General features: G+C 39.0%; 11 protein-coding genes. 6 read left to right on the forward strand and 5 right to left on the reverse strand.

Annotation, left to right across the window (positions count from 1 at the left end; all coding sequences use genetic code 11):
* Nucleotides 1–537 precede the first annotated feature (537 nt).
* Nucleotides 538–1,983: a mechanosensitive ion channel domain-containing protein gene (locus tag ACP6PK_RS06185; RefSeq protein WP_426558665.1), complete on the forward strand. Its 1,446-nt coding sequence runs from the start codon at nucleotides 538–540 to the stop codon at nucleotides 1,981–1,983.
* Nucleotides 1,984–2,563: 580 nt separating this feature from the next.
* Here ACP6PK_RS06185 and ACP6PK_RS06190 read toward each other — a convergent pair.
* The 4 genes from ACP6PK_RS06190 to ACP6PK_RS06205 form a co-directional block, all read right to left on the reverse strand.
* Nucleotides 2,564–3,868 carry a hypothetical protein gene (locus tag ACP6PK_RS06190; RefSeq protein ID WP_426558667.1) on the reverse strand — a complete coding sequence of 435 codons (1,305 nt, stop codon included), beginning with the start codon at nucleotides 3,866–3,868 and terminating at the stop codon, nucleotides 2,564–2,566.
* Between the two features lie 754 nt (nucleotides 3,869–4,622).
* On the reverse strand, nucleotides 4,623–6,599 hold the full coding sequence (locus ACP6PK_RS06195) for a DUF6851 domain-containing protein (protein ID WP_426558669.1): 1,977 nt from the start codon (nucleotides 6,597–6,599) through the stop codon (nucleotides 4,623–4,625).
* 891 nt (nucleotides 6,600–7,490) lie between these two features.
* The gene (locus ACP6PK_RS06200; protein ID WP_426558671.1) at nucleotides 7,491–9,542 is read right to left on the reverse strand and encodes a cation:proton antiporter; all 2,052 of its coding nucleotides are present in this window, start codon (nucleotides 9,540–9,542) and stop codon (nucleotides 7,491–7,493) included.
* Between the two features lie 606 nt (nucleotides 9,543–10,148).
* Nucleotides 10,149–11,069 carry a LysR family transcriptional regulator gene (locus ACP6PK_RS06205; protein WP_426558673.1) on the reverse strand — a complete coding sequence of 307 codons (921 nt, stop codon included), beginning with the start codon at nucleotides 11,067–11,069 and terminating at the stop codon, nucleotides 10,149–10,151.
* A gap of 289 nt (nucleotides 11,070–11,358) precedes the next feature.
* Between ACP6PK_RS06205 and bicA the strand changes: the two genes are divergently transcribed.
* The 3 genes from bicA to ACP6PK_RS06220 all read left to right on the forward strand — a co-directional run bounded on the left by bicA (nucleotide 11,359) and on the right by ACP6PK_RS06220 (nucleotide 15,279).
* On the forward strand, nucleotides 11,359–13,083 hold the full coding sequence (bicA, locus tag ACP6PK_RS06210) for a bicarbonate transporter BicA (RefSeq protein WP_426558675.1): 1,725 nt from the start codon (nucleotides 11,359–11,361) through the stop codon (nucleotides 13,081–13,083).
* 37 nt (nucleotides 13,084–13,120) lie between these two features.
* A complete protein-coding gene (locus ACP6PK_RS06215) occupies nucleotides 13,121–13,282 on the forward strand; it encodes a hypothetical protein (RefSeq protein WP_426558677.1) in 162 nt (53 codons plus the stop codon).
* Between the two features lie 848 nt (nucleotides 13,283–14,130).
* A complete protein-coding gene (locus tag ACP6PK_RS06220; protein WP_426558679.1) occupies nucleotides 14,131–15,279 on the forward strand; it encodes a sodium-dependent bicarbonate transport family permease in 1,149 nt (382 codons plus the stop codon).
* A gap of 966 nt (nucleotides 15,280–16,245) precedes the next feature.
* Here ACP6PK_RS06220 and ACP6PK_RS06225 read toward each other — a convergent pair.
* Entirely contained in the window at nucleotides 16,246–16,653 is a 408-nt protein-coding gene (locus ACP6PK_RS06225; RefSeq protein WP_426558681.1) for a P-II family nitrogen regulator, read from the reverse strand.
* A gap of 1,345 nt (nucleotides 16,654–17,998) precedes the next feature.
* Here ACP6PK_RS06225 and ACP6PK_RS06230 point away from each other — a divergent pair.
* Together ACP6PK_RS06230 and ureA are read left to right on the forward strand one after the other, a co-directional pair.
* Nucleotides 17,999–20,182: a molybdopterin oxidoreductase family protein gene (locus ACP6PK_RS06230; RefSeq protein ID WP_426558683.1), complete on the forward strand. Its 2,184-nt coding sequence runs from the start codon at nucleotides 17,999–18,001 to the stop codon at nucleotides 20,180–20,182.
* Nucleotides 20,183–21,148: 966 nt separating this feature from the next.
* Entirely contained in the window at nucleotides 21,149–21,451 is a 303-nt protein-coding gene (gene ureA / locus ACP6PK_RS06235) for an urease subunit gamma (RefSeq protein ID WP_094675251.1), read from the forward strand.
* The last annotated feature ends 77 nt before the right edge of the window (nucleotides 21,452–21,528 follow it).

Genomic DNA, 21,528 nt, shown 5'->3' on the forward strand with positions numbered 1-21,528 from the left:
TCTCTCTCAAAGGGAGAGGATTGACGCTTAAGGAAAAAAGAAATAATATTTCCTTATATTCAATTCCCTTACGGTTTTCCTTGAGGTAATTATCTATTATTCATTATCAATTCCCTTACGGTTTTCCTTGAGGTAATTATCTATTATTCATTATCAATTAATGAACCCGTCAGTTGTACTACTATAAGCAGTAAGTAAAGTTCAATAAAAACATGATTATAGAACTTTTGAGGATAGTGAGGTACAGTTTAACACTAATTTCTATTCCCTCCATACCTAAACTCGTAAAACTTTGTACCTCATTAATTCCAAAACTGCTGTAATTATGAGATATTACTCCCCATAACATAAAATAATTAGAATCTATACCAATACACTTTCAAGATGTCACAAATAGTTTAAAACTTTAAATGTGAAATAATTTCCTGAAATAACTGTGGCATAAAAGTTTAGAGTCTATAAAGTCTTAATGCATGACTTTTTACTTTTTACTTCCGTGAAACAGTATAGTTGCTACAGACAAAATTTTAACACTCTATGCTTGAAGCAATACAAAAATTATTAGTAAATATAGCTCAAATTTTTACAACTCCTCTACTTTTTATCGGAGATACTTATATATCTTTGAGCTTACTTTTCCAATTAGGTATATATTTAATAATCGTCCTGCTCTTAGGTAGACTATTCAAAAATTTACTCAAAAAAGTTTTATTAGTAAAACTAGGAATAGATAAAGCTAACCGAGAGGCAATATCTACAATATTTAGCTATGGACTCAGCACCCTTGGTATAATAATTATTCTCCAAACACAAGGCTTTAATGTCTCCTCATTAGCAGTTTTAGCTGGAGGTTTGGGCGTAGGTATTGGTTTAGGATTTCAGAATATTACTAAAAACTTTATTAGTGGTTTGAATGTACTAATAGAAAGACCAATAAAAATAGGAGATTTTATTGAATTAGATAATGATTTAGGTTTTGTAGAAGAAATTGGTTTACGTTCAACTAGAATTAGAACATTAAAAGATAGTCATGTAATTATTCCTAATGGAATGTTAATAGAAGGAAAAATACATAACTTAACCTACGATAATTTTAAAGGTCGAATTGAAGTTGATGTTTTTGTTTCTGATGATAGTGACCCAGTATTAGTTACGGAAGCTATATTAATGTCAGCTTATATGGAACCAGCAGTATTAGGAGAACCACCTCCAAAAGTTTTGTTTTTAGGGTTTCAAGATAATGCTTTTAAATTTCAATTATGGGTCTGGGTAAATGAAATCTATAATGAACCAATTTATATGAGTTCTTTACGGTTTATAATTCAGCATAATTTGCATAAACAAGGTATTTTAATTCCTTGGGATCATTTTAATATATATCTTCATAATCCACATAATTCCCAAAATTTAGAATCATCTCAAAATACTGTTCTTCATGGGTTAAAAAATCATCAGTCTACACCTAATAAACCTCTATCAGCTAGAGATTTATTAATGCAAGTTACTTATTTTGAAAACTTTACTGATGTGGAGTTAAGAAAACTAATAGAAATAGGATATAGAAAACGTCTCAAGCCATTAAATTTTTTATTCCATGAAGGAGATCCTGGTGATACTTTTTATATTATTCTTTCTGGTTCAGTAGAGGTTTTTGTAGAAAAAATTAATAAACATTTGACTACTCTAAAAGCTGGAAAATTTTTCGGAGAATTAGCTTTAATGCTAGGTATTCCTCGTACAGCTTCTGTTAGGGCAATTGAAGATACTATTTTATTTGCTATTCATAAAAAAGGCTTTGAAAAAATATTGCATGAAAATCCAGAATTAGCAGAAGTAATTGTGCAAGAGTTGGCTAAACATCAAGAAGAATTATCTGAACGCCAAAATGAACTTAGAACATTGGGATTAGTTGATGCAGAAGAAGATGATAAAAATCCTGTAGTTTGGGTCAGAAATCGTCTCAAAAATCTGTTTGATTTATAGTAAAAAATAGGGAACAGGGAACAGGGAATAGGGAATAGGGAATAGGGAATAGGGAATAGTTATAAAAACATTTCCTAGTCTAATACCATTTCTCAAAAACTTTTCTACATTTTGTTGAGTAGGGGAGTGTAGGGACGTTTTGCTGCGCAACATGTTTGCGGAGCATTCCGGAACGGAAAACGCATTTTTGCCGGTGCAACTTCCCTACCGGAGAAGCAAACATAAGAATAATTAACATTAAACTAGCTAAAATTAGCAAAAAAATGATTCAGATTGTTATGATTAGTTAATAACTGAAGTACAGCCCAAGTATAGCAATAATGCATGGGAATTGGTATAAAATTTATAGTCAGCCTATGTCCTAATCAAGTTATTTCTTAGCTATATCATTAACTTTGGTATTTCCTGATGGAATGCTACGCAAACACTTAGCCTCCTGATTCGTAACTGCGCGATTCAGCTTTTAGCAGCTCAGAGTTTAAATCCCCGGTTTCTATAAACCTGTTGGTGTGCGGAGGGGTCAAATATCCTTCTAAACTTTTACTGCTGACTGCTGACCGCTGACTGCTGATTGCTTTTTTTAATGAATAAAAGAAAGGTCGATTCTACCAAAATTTGTACTTAAGGCTACTTGCATATTTTCTAGTGCTTTGACTAACCATTGAACTTGTTTTTGTGTAGAAGATTCGTAGTGGTTAAACAATATTGCAAATCGTTGTTCTAAACCTGGTCTGACCTGTTGACAAACTAATAATATTTTTAGTAGTAATCCTGTTGTTATAATCGGTCCTAAATTACCAATCAGGTTAACAAACAAAAAATGTTGTAGCTGTGTTTGATTATTAACAATTAAAAAACTCAACATTTTGCTGCAAGTCTTCCTCATTAAAAATTCATTGAAGACCTGATCGTCATTCTCAGACATAACATTTTGTAAATGCTTATAGAGTTGTTCCTTAAACCTAACTCGAATTTGTTGGGATTCCACATCAAAGGATGTACTTAGATATTCATAAAAACTATCTTTAAAACAGTGATATGGTTGAGGTATTGTTGTATAAGTTAAAAATCGTTTAGCATAATCTCGGTAAGTCTCCCTACCTTCTACTTTACCCACAAATTGTTTGATAGATAATAATAGTTCATTATTAGATAATAAGGTAGGATTTTTGATATATTGTAATTGTTTAAGTGATTGTAATCTAGGAAATTGGCAAAGTTCTAGTCTAGCTTGATTAGTTATATAGCGGGATAAATTAATTTCAAATTTTTGCTGTTTTTGCTCTTGCAGTTTGATGATTGCTTCTTGATATTCGCTACTACTATTTGGAGTTAATAACAAATAGTTATATAGATAAGGATAGCGGGGAATAATAATTTTCAAAGGTTGATTTAAGCTGTTGCGACTCTTACTTTCAAATCCTTGATTCATCACCGCTGCCAAACGTTTTAAGCTCAAGTATTGTTGACTATGAGTAAAACCTCTGACAAGTTCTAATATTTTGTGTGTTTGGCGAGAGATATAATTAGAATAGTCAGATTTAGAGGTTGCTTGACTAAACAACTGAATCAATTTTTCTAAAACATTTTTTTTATCTTGATTTTGTTGCTGATGGTTAATTAAAATATAACAGCAACGGTTCAGGATGTAGTTAAATTTTTCTTCACATTCAGGGAATTGTACAATTATCTCCAGTGCCGTCGATATTTCTGGAGTTTGGTATGGAGAAGATTGCAAAAATAGTTTCCGAAATCGCTCAATTATTTGCTCGATTGATTCAATCGAAACCAACTTCAAAAAGTGATTATAAATTCTTTCTTCTTCTCTGTAAATTTGTTGCTTATAGGAATCAGTGATTATGATTTGTTTACTTGTAGATTTCATAGATGCCTCCCAACCTGAAAAAAGGAGATTATTGCTAATCATTAGTCGCAATTTTAATACTAAAAGTTATTAAGCCTTTTATTCCTTTTTTCAGCTAAACTGATACACTCAATATACTTAATATTAATCATACTCCAGGTATGAAAAATTGTCAGAAAATCTATCTTGATTTCCTATACTTATTCTGAATCAAAAGCCTCCTATAAAGGTTGTTAATGGCAACTAAATCATTAGCATACGAATTTTATTTCTATAATACTATGTGTTTGAATTGATGATCCGATTGAGTTAATATACTTAACATAGTCTTTCAAATCCTCCCTGCACTTACTAGGGGTTTTCATAGAGGAAAGTAGGGACGTTCGATTAAACGTCCCTACAAAAGTAGTATTTTTATTCAACTGATGAAACCTATAGAACTAGGCAAATAGGTTATATCAAATCCGGTAGCATTGGTGTAATTTTAGATATTGTAGGGGCGAATGGCCATTCGCCCCTACAGGGGTAAGGATGGAAGAGAATTGAAAAATATTTGGCAATGATTGAAGATGAAATATTTTTTTATACCGAATCAAGCGGATTTGATATGAGAACATTGGTAAATCTTAAAACTCAGTCATAGATTGCTTTTGACTTTTAACTTTTAACTTTTAACTTTTAACTTTTGACTTATGCGTAGCGCCATATCTCGGCATTTTTGATAATTTTAATTTCAAAAAAAATTTTGCTTCTCGCAGGTTCTTTAAGTTGTTGCTTAAGCCAAAATCTCGACAAAATCATCACTACCAATATCGCTTGCCGCTACACCCTGTAAAGTAATAGAAAGTTCCTCACCAGTAATGCTAGTATCGCTGCCTACCTGAGCAATTGTCAAATCCTCGAACTCTAGACCACTCCTTAAACGAATCAAATCAATTCCGTCTTCAAAATCAGTGATAATATCATTCCCATAATCAGGTCGGAAGTCAAACATATCTGCACCAGTTCCACCAGTAATAATATCATCACCTTTATCAGCACCAATAATATCCCGACCTCCACCAGCATTAATTATATCGTCACCTTTGCCGGAATGAATTAAATCATTACCATCCAAACCTTCGATAATATCATTTCCACGCCCACTATGTATGTATTCACTAGCATCAGTTCCGATTAACTCATCATCTCCATTTGTACCCATTATCTTATTGGGGGTAAGTAGAGACTGAGCTTCTTCCCAAACTTCTCCCGCTACCTGTCGCCCAAGAGACCTACCATTGACATCGCCATCCTCAAAGTGAATACCTCCGTAAAGACGAGAAAAACCAGCTTCATCAGAAGCTTCGCTGAAAGTTTCCCACTCCAGAGTTACAGTTTCTGTTGGTGTCACTCCAGGTTCAAAACGAGACTCACCAGGAGCAAAAGTTACCGAAGCCCCAAACTCATCATCACCAGTAAACCGTTGGAGAATTTCTGCACCAGCAGCGCTGAAAGTGCTATGACCAGAAACATATTCAGCAAAAGGAGGAGAAGGATCACTACCAGGAGTTTGATAGGTGAGAAAATCAGTTGCAAGAATTGTTTGAGTTCCTTCTCCAGGACCTGCCCAAGCTTCAATAGCATAGCCACCAAGCTCTTCATTAAATTCCCCAATCAAACCCTGTTCGCCTAATTCGCGGACTGTACGGACTGGACGAGCATAGTCGTAGAAGACTTTAGCTTCCCAAGTAGCAACACCAGCATCAAATACCGCGTTACCTAAATTAAAGAATAGTTCGACGTCCTGATCTAATGTATGCTCATCTCTAGCAGAAACAAATTGACCGAAACTCATCCAGGTTCCTGGTGGGAAGGATGTACCACCGCCATCTTCCCAAAATTCTGCAATTAACTTTTGTTCGTCTGTCAAGTTGGCACTAAAATTAACTACCTGTTCTGTTTGGGCAATAAATTCAGGATTGATAATAGTGCCAATAATATCTTGACTAATTGGAACTACAGACTGGTCTGCCAAAGTAATTGTACCTGCATCCAAATCTACCTCACCATCTACTAGCAAAAATGGTTCTGGTGCTACTGGTCGTAATTCTTCACCTGATTTGAGGCCAAAGGGTGTTACATTACCCCACTGTGGAGTCAGGAAGTTTTGGACTCGACCATTAGGATCGTCAATAGGAACGTTTTCGGGAGTCCAAAATTCTATGTCAATAGGGTCTCCAGCAGGATTTTGAGGTTGATAACCACTGATATCGGAGTAAGGAGTACCATCACCATTGGGGTCATTTCCTTCTTGGTTAGAACCATCATTATGACGGAATGCTAATAGTGCTTGACCGGAAACATTACCAATGCCAGCAGGAGTAGTAGTATCGGTAGTAGTATTATTGGGGTCTAATCCTAGAGTTTCCATCACATCATTGAAAATTTCTACTTCCTCCGGGAATAAATCTGTCAGCACCCGGTAAGCAGAAAAACTCATTGCTTCAGCTTTATTAGCTTCTGTATTTTCAGATTCAGGACGTTGTAGATCGTCTCCTAACTGAGTTCCTACTGCTAATGGATCGTAAGCTGCCCAAGCATCATAGATGGCTGTATGTACCATAGAATAGGCACGGGAGGCGACGGTTGGACCTACTCTACTATTAATGACTGCTTGTTGGACTGCGCGGTCCCATAACACTGAAATGGAGGGTGAAGGATCGTTAACTGTTACGAGTTGAGTGTTGGGGTCAAGCTGAAGTTCGTTCATAGTGTAGATGTGAGAATAATAGTTTTGTTTGTTCTTCTACTAGATACTTCTAGGGTGTATCTCAGTTATGCAAAAAGTAAAAATACTCAGCAAATTAAGCGGTAAAGTTAGATTTTACCTATAACTTGGCTGTTCAGGTATATTTAGGGTTTGCTGAAAAAGTCTTATGGGTGAGGGTAGGAGTCAGGAGTCAGGAGTCAGGATAAATAGGAATCATAGAGGAGTTAGTGGGAAGAATTTTCCCTTGATTTTTTCGTCCTGGCCCGATTAAAATGCTAACTTTTTGCAGCTCTAGAGACCAAAAAGCTGGCACTTTTTTAGACCTAAAAAGGCATTTGCCTTTATCTGTCAATGCTTTGAGATTTAATCAGCCCTATTTATAGTTCAATTTTCTGGATGTGTTCGTTCAAAGTCCCATAAAGATAAATCACTAACAATTAGTTAGTGTGTATACAGTAATAATTTACAATGGTTTTATCCCACATTCCGGATATTCTGATGAGAATTTTGACTATTTTTCAAATCAGATATAGCAAGGCTTTTAGAAAAAAAGCTCTCTGTGTCAGATAGGCGGAATATAAGTTTTATAGCTGTTTGCTTTACGTTTACTATGATAAACAAACTTTTATCTGAGTAGCAATAGTATAATTACAGATTTTCATTTCAATCAAACAGTTCAAAAAATAGGTGATAATACGAATGACAATTATCCAGATTTAGATTAAAATAAGATTTAGTAAAAGCTATCTATAAAGATACACAATTTGACTATATCCACAAACTGATGTCAAGAAGCAAGAGGTAGCAAAAACTCCCTATCAGTGATGTTTCGCTGTGCGACATGAAAAGGGAATCCCGTGCTGCTTTGGGCATAGCAGCGTCGGGAGGATATCAAGTATGTGGTTCTCCAAACAATAGCATTGAACAAGTCAAATCTTGAATTACTTCCATCGTCACATTACTCACAGCTAATCCACCAGCAGTACGACGCCGAATAGAACGCAAGATAACTAAATCAATATATTTTGACTCTTCCGTAATTACTCTAGAAATATCATCATGGCGAATAGTCCGAATTTCTGTTTTCACATTAAAACTTGACTGAGAAATTAAAGTAGATAACTGAGATTCAAAATCACTAATTTGTTGTTGAGCAGTTCTCGGATCGCAAACATGAAGAAATGTCACTTCCCCTTGATTTGTATCTGCAAACATTAGGGCAAATGTAATTTCCTGTGAAGTCTGTGGCGTTATATGTTTCAAAGGAACTAAGATCGAACGAATATTAGTCGGTTCATCCAAAAAACGCATGACTGCAACCGGACAATGACAAGACCAAAATACATTATTAATGATATTGCCAAATAACCGCGCTCGTAACCCACCAATTTCACTCCATCCCATGACAATGAGATCGGCATTTTGTTCTTTCGCAGTGCGGCTTATTCCTTCGGCAATATCGTCATCAATTCTAATATCAGGTTGAGCTTCGACTTTAAATTCTTTACTAATTTCTACCGAACGGTTCACTAAACGCCGACTCATCCGCATAGCACTATCTAGTTCTACCTCATCCATGTGAACATGAGCTTGGGCAATAGATAATGGCACAATGAATCCTGATTCATGGCGAGCTAAAAGTGCTGCCATTTCTACCAAGTATCTGACTGTTAGGGGATTATATACTGGAACTACAACAGTAAAAGGATGGGGTAAACCATCTTCAGGATATTCCTGTTTAGTTAAAGCATTCTCAGTTTTGAGGTCTATTTTAGGTTGTGGCAACCGACTAGCAAATGTAGTCGTCATCAGAGGACCTAAAATAGATGTCACCAACATTAAAACAATCACACCATTGAATACTGACTCAGAAATTAATCCTACATCGAAACCAGCTAATGCTGCTGCCAGAGTTGCTGCTACTTGTGGCATCGACAGAGACCACATAGTAAAAGCTTGATTCCAATTATAACGGTAGAGAATTTTGGCGATCGCTGCGGCGAGGAATTTACCAACTACAAGAGCGACAATTATTCCCAGAGTTAGTCCTAAGTCAGTAGTCAGACTATCTACAAATGCTTGTACATCCAACAGCAAACCCATACCTACAAAGAAAAAAGGGATAAATAGGGTGCTGCCGACAAACTCAATTTTTTCTTCTACCGGACCTCTACCTACGACATCGTTAACTGCTAAACCAGCTAGAAATGCACCTACAATTTGATCGACGTTAATTGCCTGGGCACCAACTGACGCTAGGAAGACGGCTAAGAGTACAAACAAAAATTGATTACTTTCCTCATCTCCAGTTCGCCGGAAATATTCTCTTCCTGCCCAGTCTAAACCAAATAAGACTGCTGCTGAATATAATCCTAAAGTTACTAACTGTACGCCAAGACTAGCTACAGAAAATTCTCCTGCATGAATTGATACACAAATTGCTAATACTAACAAAGCAGCAATGTCAGTAAAAATTGTAGCACCGATGGTGACAGTCACTGCTTCATTCCCTACCACTCCTAAACGGTTGACAATGGGAAAACCTAATAAAGTATGGGAAGCGAGTAGGGAACCAATGAGAACAGAGGAGTTCCAACCAAAGCCAAATAGTTGCCCTACTAAAATGCCACCAATGAGTGGTAGTGCAAATGTAGCTACTCCAAAACCTAGGGAACGTTCTTTAGTTTTGCGGAACTCGGCGAGGTCAATTTCTAGTCCGGCAACGAACATTAAATATATTTTGCCTATGTCTGTGAATAACTTCATTATCTGATCGTCAGAACTCAAAAGTTGAATTCCACTGGGTCCTAGAATGACTCCAGCAACTAATAAACCAACTAACCCTGGCAGACGTAAACGCTCAAAAATTGGTGGTACAGTCAAGACGACTGCCAAAAGAATAGTAAATGGAACTATAGGAGTATCTGGTAAGAGTTGTAGCAATTTTTTTTTTACCTTAAAATTTCAAGAATCTGTAGATCAAGTATAGTGATGATATAGGAATCAAAAATTAGACTTAGAAATTTTATTTTAGACTCCTTTGTGATCAGCAAAATAACATTAGAAATTTCCCTAAATTAAGATTCAACAACCCAACCTCGTTACTGGGGTTTTAGGTAAATTATCGGATTGGAGATGTCTATTAATCTCTGTTGTCTCCTACATTCCGCACGACAAAATGTAGCACAAAAATAGGAGTCAGTAGTCGTAGGGGCGTTTGCGGAGCATTCCGGAACGGAAATGGCCATGTGCTAACGCAAAGCTCCGCTTTATATGTCGCGCAGCGTTAACGGAGTTGTGCGATAGCAAAACGCCCCTACAGGAGTCAGAATTTCCTACGGAATGCTCCGTAAACAGGAGAAAGTCATAGTAGTTAACAATTAAGTAAGTATTTATGCTTAATATTTTCCTGAGAATTTGACTCATAAATAGAGATAATTTCTAGAGTATAAATACTTATAACACCACTACTTTTCATGCTGATTTTGATACTATAAATTGAAGTGCGGAATGTGGGTTGTATGTTGTATATTGCTTGTTTCCTATTTATTAACTGACGAGACGGTAACTAACACCATTTTTCTCAGTGTACTCATGGAGATATTGTAAGAATGCTTCAGCTACTACTGATAGTTGTTTACCTTCTAAATAAGATACATACCACTTTCGTTTAATCGGAAATCCTTTAACATCTAAGGTTGTGAGTTCCAATTTAGAACTTTCACTATATAGGGTATGTTCTGACAAAACAGAAATTCCTAAACCACCAGCGATCGCTTGTTTAATGGCCTCATTACTGCCTAACTCTAAGCGCACTTTCACGACAACTTTGTGTCTGCCAAATAGTTGTTGCACTGCCTGACGAGTACCAGAACCATTTTCTCGCATAATAAAGGCTTCGTTATTGAGAGATTTAATCGGAATATTTCTCTTCCCTGCTAATGGATGATTTTTATTCGCTACTACAACTAGGGGATTATCCATTAAATATTCGTTGCGCAAAAGAATGTCTTCAGGAGGTTGACTCAATATATATAGATCGTCTTGGTTTTCCATCATTCTCCTGGTGATGTTTTGATGATTTGTTACCTCTAAGGCAATATCAACCTGTGGATGTTCTTGGCAAAAATAACCCAAGATTCTAGGCACAAAATATTTAGCAGTAGTTACTACGGCCAAACGTAACTTTCCTTGTTTTTTACCTTTGATGTCAGCAACTATCATCTCGAAGCGATCGAGCTGTTCAAACACTTCCCGACAAGTGGCCAATAATTCTGTACCAACGTCAGTTAAGTGAAGTTGCTTACCAATTTGTTCAAATAAAGGCATCCCCACTATCTGGGTGAGTTGCTTCATCTGACTAGAGACAGTCGGTTGGGTAATGAATAATTCTTCAGCAGCTTTAGTAAAGCTACCATGACTAGCTACTGTCTGAAACACTCTTAACTGATGTAAGGTGGCCTGAATCAAGGACTTTCCCTCCTAATTATAAGAAAAATAAAGAAAATATTAATACTTATATAAGTAATTGCAAACTATTAAGTATTGCATTCCCAATTAATTTTTATAATAATCTTGACATAGACTATAGTCAATGATTAATATAAATTACATTGACTAAACTAAATAGGAATTACAAAGCAACTCTAGTTGTAGCGTTGTAGATTCGTTGCAACGTATCCTACACCAAACTCAAGGTGTATATAGAAGTTTAGGTAAATCCTATTCAATAAAAAGAATAACTTAATAAGATAAAACAATGGCTACGCAGGTTTTTAACAAAATACATTTTAGAAATCTTAAGGGCGATATGTTCGGTGGCTTGACTGCTGCCGTAATTGCTCTTCCTATGGCACTCGCCTTCGGTGTCGCTTCCGGTGCAGGTCCTGCTGCTGGTTTATATGGTGCTGTATTAGTAGGTTTATTTGCCGCACTATTTGGTGGTACTCCAACTCTAATTTCTGAACCTACCGGACCAATGACGGTGGTAATGACTGCAGTGATTGCTAACTTAACTGCTGCAAACCCAGACAATGGTCTGGCAATGGCTTTCACAGTGGTAATGCTAGCTGGTTTATTCCAAATCAGTTTTGGTTTATTAAAGCTGGGTAAATACATTACCATGATGCCTTACAATGTGATTTCTGGCTTCATGTCAGGTATTGGTCTAATCCTGATTATCCTGCAAATAGGTCCGTTTCTAGGACAAGCTAGTCCCAAGGGTGGTGTAGTTGGTACTATTCAGAACATACCTAACCTTTTGACAAATATTAATCCTATTGAGACAGGTTTAGCAATTCTCACAGTAGCTATCCTCTTCTTAGTGCCATCTAAAGTTAAGAAATTCGTTCCACCACCATTGCTAGCATTGGTAGTAGGAACAATAATTTCTGTTGTATTTTTCTCAAATGTTGATATTCGTCGTATTGGTGAAATTCCTAGTGGTCTTCCTAGTTTACAATTACCTTACTTTACTCCCGATCAGTTACAGTTAATGATAGTTGATGCCATAGTCTTAGCGATGCTTGGTTGTATTGATGCTCTATTAACTTCTGTAGTAGCTGACAGTTTGACTCGTACTCAACACAACTCTGATAAAGAATTAATTGGTCAAGGTTTAGGTAACTTAGCTTCTGGTTTATTTGGTGGTATTCCAGGCGCTGGTGCAACTATGGGTACTGTGGTTAATATCAATACAGGTGCTCGCAGTGCTTTATCTGGTGTTACCCGTGCTGTGATTTTGATGGTTGTAGTTTTGGGAGCTGGTAGTTTAACTGCACAAATTCCTATGGCTGTTTTGGCAGGTATTGCTCTCCAAGTAGGGATTAAGATTATTGACTGGGGTTTCCTCAAGCGTGCTCATTATATCTCCTGGAAGTCTGCAATCATTATGTACGCTGTTATTGGTCTAACTGTATTTGTTGACTTGATTGCTGCTGTAGGTATTGGGGTATTTATTGCTAATGTTCTAACTATCGATCGCCTAACTCAGCTAAAATCTGATGATGTTAAAGCTATTACTGATGCCGATGATGCGATTGTCTTAGATAATGATGAGAAAGAAATACTAGATCGTGCTGAGGGTCGGATTTTATTATTCCATTTGAGTGGTCCGATGATATTCGGTGTTTCTAAAGCAATCTCTCGCCAGCACACACTTCTCAATAATTATGAAGTCTTGATTGTAGATTTGGCAGAAGTACCTCACATGGGTGTAACTTCTGCTCTAGCAATAGAAAATGCGATTCAGGAAACAGTTGATACAGGTCGTCACGTATTCTTAGTTGGTGCTTCGGGTAGTGTTAAACGACGGTTAGAAAAATTGGGAGTTTTAAACATTGTACCTTCAGAAAATCTGTTGATGGATCGGAAGCAAGCATTGGTTAAAGCTGTGTCTTTAGTTACTGATGTCAATATTAATGGTGCAAGTCAGAATGGAGTTAATAATCAAACTCGCATTGATACTATGATCAAGGGGCGTTAGTAATTTAAAAGATGGTATAAATCTTTCCATAGATAGGATGACCGTAACTTACCCAGAAGTAACACTGCCAATAAGTGTTTCTCTTTTCGGCTGTCGCCGACATGAAAAGCAGAGCTTTGCGTCAGCAATGGCTTGCCAAAGAATGATGAAAGTTTTAGCACTGTGGTCTCCGGCGTTGTTGATTCTGGGTATGATTTGATAATTTTGTATTTTGTTTGTATTTTGGATTTTTTGAACTACTTGTTAATATTAACTGTTCCAAGTTAAGTGTTCCTTGTTCCCTATTTGCTATAAACCTACTTTCATACCTTAATTCAGCAATGCCAGGTCTCCTTACTACCCAAAGAAGTAGGTTTTCATGTCGCGCAGCGAAACATCTGCAAAGATGCACTCCATAAATTGACAACATATAGAACCACGGAACTGAAGTCAAGCGAAGATTTAAAAGTTAGTGGAATCTTAGCCAACTATAAACTAGCCAAATTCATTAGTATATAGTGGTTTTATATCATGTCTGGTAGCATCGGTATTGTAAGCGCGAAAGGAAAGTAAGGAATAAGAAATAAGCTTTCCGAGCCGTAGCTGTTGGATAGTTCAATTCGTCTTTCTATTTACCAACGCCATGAATTGCCAAAACAGCTATCTCTAGCAATTAATTCGATAACTATAGATATTTATACAAAAAAAGCTAAAGCTATAACATACCGCTGAGGCTAAAATCGACCATATAGCAGGACAAAGATAATATCTTGGCTGCCTGAGCGTTCTCGCATCTGAATTGAGTACCCGAAAAGGCTTTCTCCGTATGTATCCCTCGGATTTTACAAATTAGTTTCTGGTAAACTATGTAAAAAGCCATTGCTAATGAATCAACACTGGTTAGTGCGATCATTATCTTCCAGCACACGACGCACCGAGATGGAATGCAATCGAGTGGGAGCTTGACTCGCTACTTACACGGATGTGTGGAGCCAGCCACCCAAGATTTGAGGCTACGCTTACCTGCCATTTTGACCCCTAAAATCTGAATCAAGGAGGAATTACAACATGGATTTTTTGTCTGATTTCTGGACGCTTTTGGTGGGAAAGTTGCAGTCCCCGACGCTTGGCTTTCTAATTGGTGGTATGGTTGTTGCTGCCGTCAATAGCCAACTGCAAATTCCTGATGCGATCTATAAGTTTATCGTCTTCATGCTGCTCATCAAAGTCGGCCTAAGCGGTGGCATTGCGATCCGGAATGCAAATCTTCTGGAGATGCTGGTGCCCGCAGCGTTTGCCATGATAATAGGGATTCTGATCGTGTTTATCGGGCGCTACACTTTGGGTCTGTTGCCGAAAGTAAGAACCGTGGATGCCATTGCGACAGCGGGCTTATTCGGTGCCGTGAGTGGATCTACCCTGGCTGCTGCCCTCACCCTACTGGAATCAGAAGGTATCGAATACGAGCCATGGGCTGCTGCACTCTATCCCTTCATGGACATCCCAGCCCTAGTGACTGCGATAGTATTAGCCAGTCTTTATACCACTAAGCAGAAACAGTTACGTCTTGCAGAGGATAGTCTCAGCAAGCAGGAGTATCTCAGCAAGCAGCCCGTTACCGCAGGCGGGTATCCCAATGAACGGCGCATTGAACGGCGCATTGTTGCAGCCGGATATCCCACAGATACGGGCAATACCAAAGGCTCAGGGGTTAGAATATGGCCTATCATCAAGGAAAGTCTCCAGGGATCTGCCCTATCAGCACTGCTTATCGGCCTCACTCTAGGTCTGCTAACCCGGCCGGAAAGTGTCTATGATAGCTTTTTCAACCCCCCCTTTCGCGGGCTGCTTTCGATACTGATGCTGGTAATGGGTATGGAAGCCACAGCAAGGCTTGGTGAGCTACGCAAAGTAGGCCAGTGGTACGCTCTATATTCCTTTGTGGGTCCGCTGCTGCATGGGTTCATAGCCTTCGGTCTCGGCATGATTGCCCACTACGCCACGGGATTCAGCTTTGGCGGTATCGTGATCCTAGCCACCATCGCCACTTCAAGTTCAGACATCTCTGGGCCGCCAACTTTACGAGCTGGTATCCCGTCTGCCAATCCTTCTGCCTACATAGGCTCGTCCACAGCCGTTGGCACGCCAGTTGCGCTTGCCTTGGGAATACCGCTCTACATTGCGCTCGCCCAAGCGCTGATGGAAAGCGGAGCCTAGGTCGTGGTCTGTCGGTGCTACCCTAGCCCGGCGACAAACGCGTTAGCTATCTCAAGGTCTGCGTCGTCTTCATTCAAGAAACACGCTGCCTATAGGGTAAATAATAGGCGTTTCATCGTAAAATTTCGGTAAGTGGGAAACCACCGTCTTTTATGCGGTGGATGGAAACGACTCGACGGATTTTAATCCGTAGTCAAAAAAATGTGTTATAATTAATAACTTAAAAAGTAGACTCAATGGTATCCATAGCCGGAGAGAGTAGTGGCAATTGGCACCGCCTTGTAGGGGCGAACGGCCGTTCGCCCCTACTGCTGCTGTATTCGTACTACGGTACGGTGCTGCCAATGTGGCCGTTTCGATTTTTCGGGAACCGTGCAATGTGGAAATCGTGGTTTTAACCCGATTTACAGCTCCTGTGAAGAATCCACGCAACTTTAGTCCGTGGAGTGTCAAAAGTGCGGGATAATTTTAATAGTTTTGTGGAATGGGCATCTTGCCCGTTCCTGATATTTTTGGACAGGCAGGATGCCTGTCCCACCCCACTTAATATTCATCCCACAATTTCAGCAACATCGGGTTAATGATATCAAATTCCCTTGCTTCGGAGTAATATAGAATCGGGTTGAACAGTCGTCCGCAGCGACGAAAGGAAGCAATCTCCGTGCGCCACTGAGATTGCTATCCGTTCCGGAATGCTCCGCAAGCCTTCCACGAGTGTAAGTCGCTGCGGACTTAGCTATGGTAATTATCCGGATTCTATATAATAAGAAACCGTGTTTGTGGAAGGTCAATGTTAGTATTGTAGGGCATTTGATATAAACCCGGTTTCTCTGCTTTTTTATACCGATACTAACGGATTTGATATGAGTTCTTCGTCAGCGTCAACGTCTTGCAGGCAAGAAACACAGTCACCAAAAAGCCGGGGCATGACCCCGGCTTTTTTGGTTTAACCGGCTAGGTTTTGAGTCAGAATGTGTGCGCGTGCAGTACCTCCATCACGTTACAGAGATAGGCGATGCCAGAATAATCGTCGAAAAACTGGCTTGCGACCTCATCGGAAATCTTCACAGCCATATCCCGGTTGGGAGTAAGTACCTCGAACTTTATATTTGAGTAGTTGTCGCCAACGGCCGGTTTTCCCGACGAGCGTACGTTACGACTGCCTTTACCGCCGACTTCCACCACCGTATAACCGGTAGCTCCGGCTGCGTCGATGATCTTGGCGATCTTTTTCAGCAGCAACTTTTCTGTGACGATGACGAGCTTGCTAGCTTGTTGGGTAGGGGAGGGTGCATCTTGTTGAGAGGAGGTTTCCTCTTGTTGAGAGGCGGTTTCCTCTTGTTGGTTCATGGGGGTTTCCTCTTGTTGGGTCATGGGGGTTTCCTCTTGATGCGTGTAGTAATTGAATTATATAGAAACTCAGGAAAACGGCATAACCGCATGCTATCAGGCAGATCCGAGTCTACGAAGAGAATACCATCGCGTTCGTATACAGGTTGCGTAATAGCGCGGTTGCCATAGTTGATATGATAGCACTATTCCATTGATCGGTCAAGAAAAGACATACTAGGGCAAACACATCCAAATCTTCCTACTTTCACGCTCTACTTTTGATATTCTATACGATCCTTGGAATTGGAACTAATATCAAATCCGGTTGAATAGTTATTGTATAGTTGGGTGTGGGGAGTAGGGGAGTAGGGGAGTAGGGGAGATTGAAGTAATTATAGAATTATAAACATATACTATAGAAGCTATTTGGTATCTTTGCAAAGGTCAGGGTTTTTGGCAAAGGAGTCAGGAGATGAAGAATATAGAACCCCTAAGCGTATCTCCAGAAAATAGGTAATCAGGAGAAGTAATTGATAAAAAAAATAATTGATTTGATGATGGTATGAGTGGGAGATATCTAATACACCCCATCTCCCCACCTCCCCACCTCATATCAAATACGCTAGCTTCCAGGATAAACATATTTAATAATTCTGGAAGTTTTTGCTGTTAAGATTGATTGGAGGAATCACTATAAATATTCAAAGACCAGAAAATTTTTTCCCTGTCAAAACTTCAATATTTAAGAGCCGTTTGTCCTGCTCCAGTCCCTTCCGATATCTATAGAACCGGTGAAGGGATCTATTTAAAATTATAGATTCAGAGTAGGGGAGTAGGGGAGTGTGGAGAGATAAGGTTTATTAGATATCTCCCAAAATTCAATCATCAAATCAATTATTACCAATTTTTGATCAATTAATTCTTCCTCCAACCTATTTGATAAGGATACGCTTAGGGCTTCTATAAAATTCGCAGCTTGCTTGTCACCCCGTGAAAATTTATTCATCAAAGAAGCTACTTTAAGAAATCTTTAAAACGTATCTAATATGACAGATAATTTTTAATTAATTATTCAATAATAAACAAAAATTTAAAATTATATCTAAAAAATAACAAATAAAATTATTAAGATTGAACAGTATCAGGACTTACGCAGAACCACCATATCTTGGTGCGCGTTCCGCAAGCGAGCTGGCGTCGTCGCGGGGTCGCACCTCATATCTAGTAGGGGCGTTTTCCTGACGGAATGCTCCGCAAACATGTCACGGAGCAAAATGGCCATTCGCCCCTACAAATCGTGTATAATTCTATTTTTTGCGTAAGTCCTGAGCATTTGATATTAATGATAATTTCATTTATTTTTTAGTAAAAAAAATTTAAGTAAACTATGAAACCTACAAAAACTCTTTGCCCCTATTGTGGTGTTGGTTGCGGATTAGAAGTATCACCACCAGCAATGCCAGGAAAAGCAACAAATAGAGATAGCAAAGGTAATCCAATTTGGCAAGTACGAGGCGATCGCTCTCATCCATCAAGTAAAGGCAAAGTTTGTGTTAAAGGTGCCACGGTGAGCGAAGCATTGGATAAAAGTCGCCTCAAATATCCAATGATGCGTGATACCCTAGATGAACCTTTTCGTCGCGTCACTTGGGAACAAGCCTTTCGGCGCGTGGTTAACCGGATTCAAACTGTACGCTTCACCCAGGGACCAGATGCAATTTGTATGTATGGATCTGGTCAGTTTCAAACAGAAGATTATTATGTTGCTCAGAAGTTGCTCAAAGGCTGTCTGGGAACTAATAACTTTGATGCCAATTCTCGCCTCTGTATGTCTTCGGCAGTATCTGGATACATTCAAAGTTTTGGTTCTGACGGTCCTCCCTGTTGCTATGATGACTTAGAACAGACAGACTGTGCATTTTTAATTGGTACTAATACAGCAGAATGTCATCCGATCATATTTAACCGTTTGCGGGTACACCACAAAAGAAATAAGAAAGTGAAAATGATTGTGGTAGACCCCCGTCGTACTCAAACTGCAGAAGCAGCAGACCTACATTTGGCAATTCGACCAGGTACAGATATTGATTTGCTTAATGGTATAGCTCATCTACTAATGCGTTGGGGTTTGCTTGATGCAATGTTCATTGATGAGTGTACAACTGGTTTTCCTGAATATACTGAAGTGATTCGTCACTACCCACCGGAACTCGTAGCACGACATTGTGGGATTCGCTTGGACGAGTTGGAAAAAGCAGCTCGTTATTGGGGAAAGTCTCAGCGAGTTTTATCTTTGTGGTCAATGGGGATGAATCAATCGTCAGAGGGTACGGCAAAAGTGCGAACTCTAATTAATCTGCATTTGATGACAGGTAATATTGGCAAACCAGGTGCAGGTCCGTTTTCTCTGACTGGTCAACCTAATGCTATGGGTGGCAGAGAAGCAGGAGGACTAGCTCATATTTTGCCTGGTTATCGAGTGGTGAAAAATCCTCAACATCGGGCTGAAGTAGAACAGTTGTGGAGATTGACTCCAGGACAAATTTCTTCTGTTCCTGGTCGCACTGCTTGGGAAATGATTATGGCTTTGGAACGGCAAGAAATAGGTTGTTTCTGGATTGCTGCAACTAATCCTGCTGTAAGTATGCCAGATTTAGAACGGACTAAGGCTGCTTTGTTGCGATCGCCTTTTACTGTTTATCAGGATGCTTATTACCCTACGGAAACTGCTGAGTATGCTCACTTGTTATTACCTGCTGCTCAGTGGGGAGAAAAAACAGGTACGATGACGAACTCGGAGCGAGTGGTGACTTTGTGTCCTCAATTCCGTGAACCTTTAGGAGAAGCAAAAGCAGATTGGGAAATATTTGCGGAAGTAGGTCGTCGTTTAGGATTTGTCAATCAGTTTGATTTTGCTGACTCGGAGGCAGTAAGAGCTGAGTTTCTAGAATTGACACGCGATCGCCCTTGTGATATGACAGGCATCACATATCAACGACTCCGAGAACAAGGTCCGACTCAATGGCCTTGCCCTGATAGTAGTGGAGTATCTCAGGAACGTCTGTATACTGACTTCCGATTTAATACTCCTGATGGTAAGGCAAGATTTGCAGCATATTATTCCCAAGGATTGGCAGAACCACCTAATCCTGATTATCCCTTTGTCTTGACAAGTGGGCGGTTATATGGTCATTGGCACACTCAAACTCGTACCGGACGTATTGAGAAAATTAAAAAAATGCACCCGATGCCATTTATAGAAATTCATCCCAAGGATGCTCAGAGGTTAGAGATTTCAGAAAATGATTGGGTAGAAGTAAGGTCGCGAAGAGGCTATGGCAGATTTCCAGCCAAAATTACTAAAGCTATTACTCCTGGTACTGTATTTGTGCCAATGCACTGGGGCGCACTGTGGGGAAATCAGGCCGAGGCAAATGCTTTGACTCATCCTCAAGCTTGTCCTGAGTCTGGGCAACCAGAGTTAAAAGCTTGTGCTGTGGAGTTGCAACCAATTAAATTAGAAGTGGCGACTACCGAATATTTCCCTGTGGAGCAAGTGCTGACCCTCTGATTCAAGGAGAAGATTTATAGATCGCGGTCTAAGTTTGGTAGGGGTTTGGTCTCCAAACCCCTACGAGCCTTAACGAAGTCAGAAGTCAGAAGTCAACCTACCCCTAATACCATTTCTCAAAAACTTTATCTATTTCAGAGTAGGGGAGTAGGGGAGTAGGTAGGGACGTTGCATAAGGGCGTCCGTACAGAGAAGCAAACATAAGAATAATTAACATAATTACTAGCTCAAATCAGCAAAAAAATGATTCTGATTGTACCGATAAGTTAATAACTGAAGTATCGCCCAAGTATAGCAAGACTTTTGGGAATTGGTATAACCCAATCCACCCCCGCCCCTCCGGTGGAGGGAAGCCAGGAGTAAACCCACCCCTAACCCCTCCGGTGGAGGGGAAGTCAGAAGCGAGTGTGTAATTCTGAGGTCCCCGTTTCCTGTGGAATCCGTAAGGAAACAGAATGTAAGACACACATCTGACAGTTGTTTTTGTAACGGGGATTTATGCCGCGCTCCAAAAACATTTCGCTTTATACCGTTTCACGGAAGTCAAAATTCAGATTTTATCAGCTTAAAACCTTGACAATATAATAGTTTCAGGCAATTATTTGACATTTAAAGTTGGAAACTATTTGTGACATCCTTAAAGTGAATTGGTATTAAAAGGTGGGGTTTTAGACCCATTTTTTTTGATAAATTGTACTGAGACTATCAGATTTGATATAATTTATTGCCGAGTTTGTATCAATAAAAACTTTTTCTTAACTTGTTTTTTGATAATCTTAGTAGAGAAGCTTATTCAGTAATTAACAATTAACAATTAATAATTACCCCTTCTTAAAAGAAGGGGATTGACTCAAAGGAAAATTTTTGCTTTTATCTCCTATCCAAGGGGAGGCTTTAAACCTGAATTGTTGAATTATTAACTATTAATTATTTAGTCAAAATATTAAAAATTAGATCGATAAAATAATGCAGCTATCACCCCAAGAAAAAGACAAATTAATGATTTTTACTGCTGCTTTAGTTGCAGAAAGACGAAAGGAAAAAGGGATTAAATTAAACTATCCTGAAGCAGTAGCTTATATTTCTGCAGCTATATTAGAAGGTGCTAGGGAAGGAAAAGGGGTAGCCGAATTGATGAGTCATGGCAGAACTGTTTTAAGACAGGATGAAGTAATGGAAGGGATACCAGAAATGATTGAAGAAGTGCAGGTAGAAGCAACCTTTCCAGATGGTACTAAGTTAGTGACAGTACACAATCCCATACAATAAAGTAAGGTGGTGGTGCATAGTAATTGCAGAAAGAGTGTGGGGGGTGTGGGAAGAAATTAAACAATATATCTTTAAAT

The sequence above is a fragment of the Dapis hubbardiae BLCC-M172 genome, from assembly GCF_050016015.1.
GTDB lineage: Bacteria > Cyanobacteriota > Cyanobacteriia > Cyanobacteriales > Microcoleaceae > Trichodesmium.

Excerpts from the sequence above, each read along its gene's own strand:
- ACP6PK_RS06185 (WP_426558665.1), top strand. The coding sequence starts at position 538 with ATGCTTGAAGCAATACAAAAATTATTAGTAAATATAGCTCAAATTTTT.
- ACP6PK_RS06190 (WP_426558667.1), bottom strand. The coding sequence starts at position 3,868 with ATGAAATCTACAAGTAAACAAATCATAATCACTGATTCCTATAAGCAA.
- ACP6PK_RS06195 (WP_426558669.1), bottom strand. The coding sequence starts at position 6,599 with ATGAACGAACTTCAGCTTGACCCCAACACTCAACTCGTAACAGTTAAC.
- bicA (WP_426558675.1), top strand. The coding sequence starts at position 11,359 with ATGGCTACGCAGGTTTTTAACAAAATACATTTTAGAAATCTTAAGGGC.
- ACP6PK_RS06215 (WP_426558677.1), top strand. The coding sequence starts at position 13,121 with ATGACCGTAACTTACCCAGAAGTAACACTGCCAATAAGTGTTTCTCTT.
- ACP6PK_RS06220 (WP_426558679.1), top strand. The coding sequence starts at position 14,131 with ATGGATTTTTTGTCTGATTTCTGGACGCTTTTGGTGGGAAAGTTGCAG.
- ACP6PK_RS06225 (WP_426558681.1), bottom strand. The coding sequence starts at position 16,653 with ATGACCCAACAAGAGGAAACCCCCATGAACCAACAAGAGGAAACCGCC.
- ACP6PK_RS06230 (WP_426558683.1), top strand. The coding sequence starts at position 17,999 with ATGAAACCTACAAAAACTCTTTGCCCCTATTGTGGTGTTGGTTGCGGA.
- ureA (WP_094675251.1), top strand. The coding sequence starts at position 21,149 with ATGCAGCTATCACCCCAAGAAAAAGACAAATTAATGATTTTTACTGCT.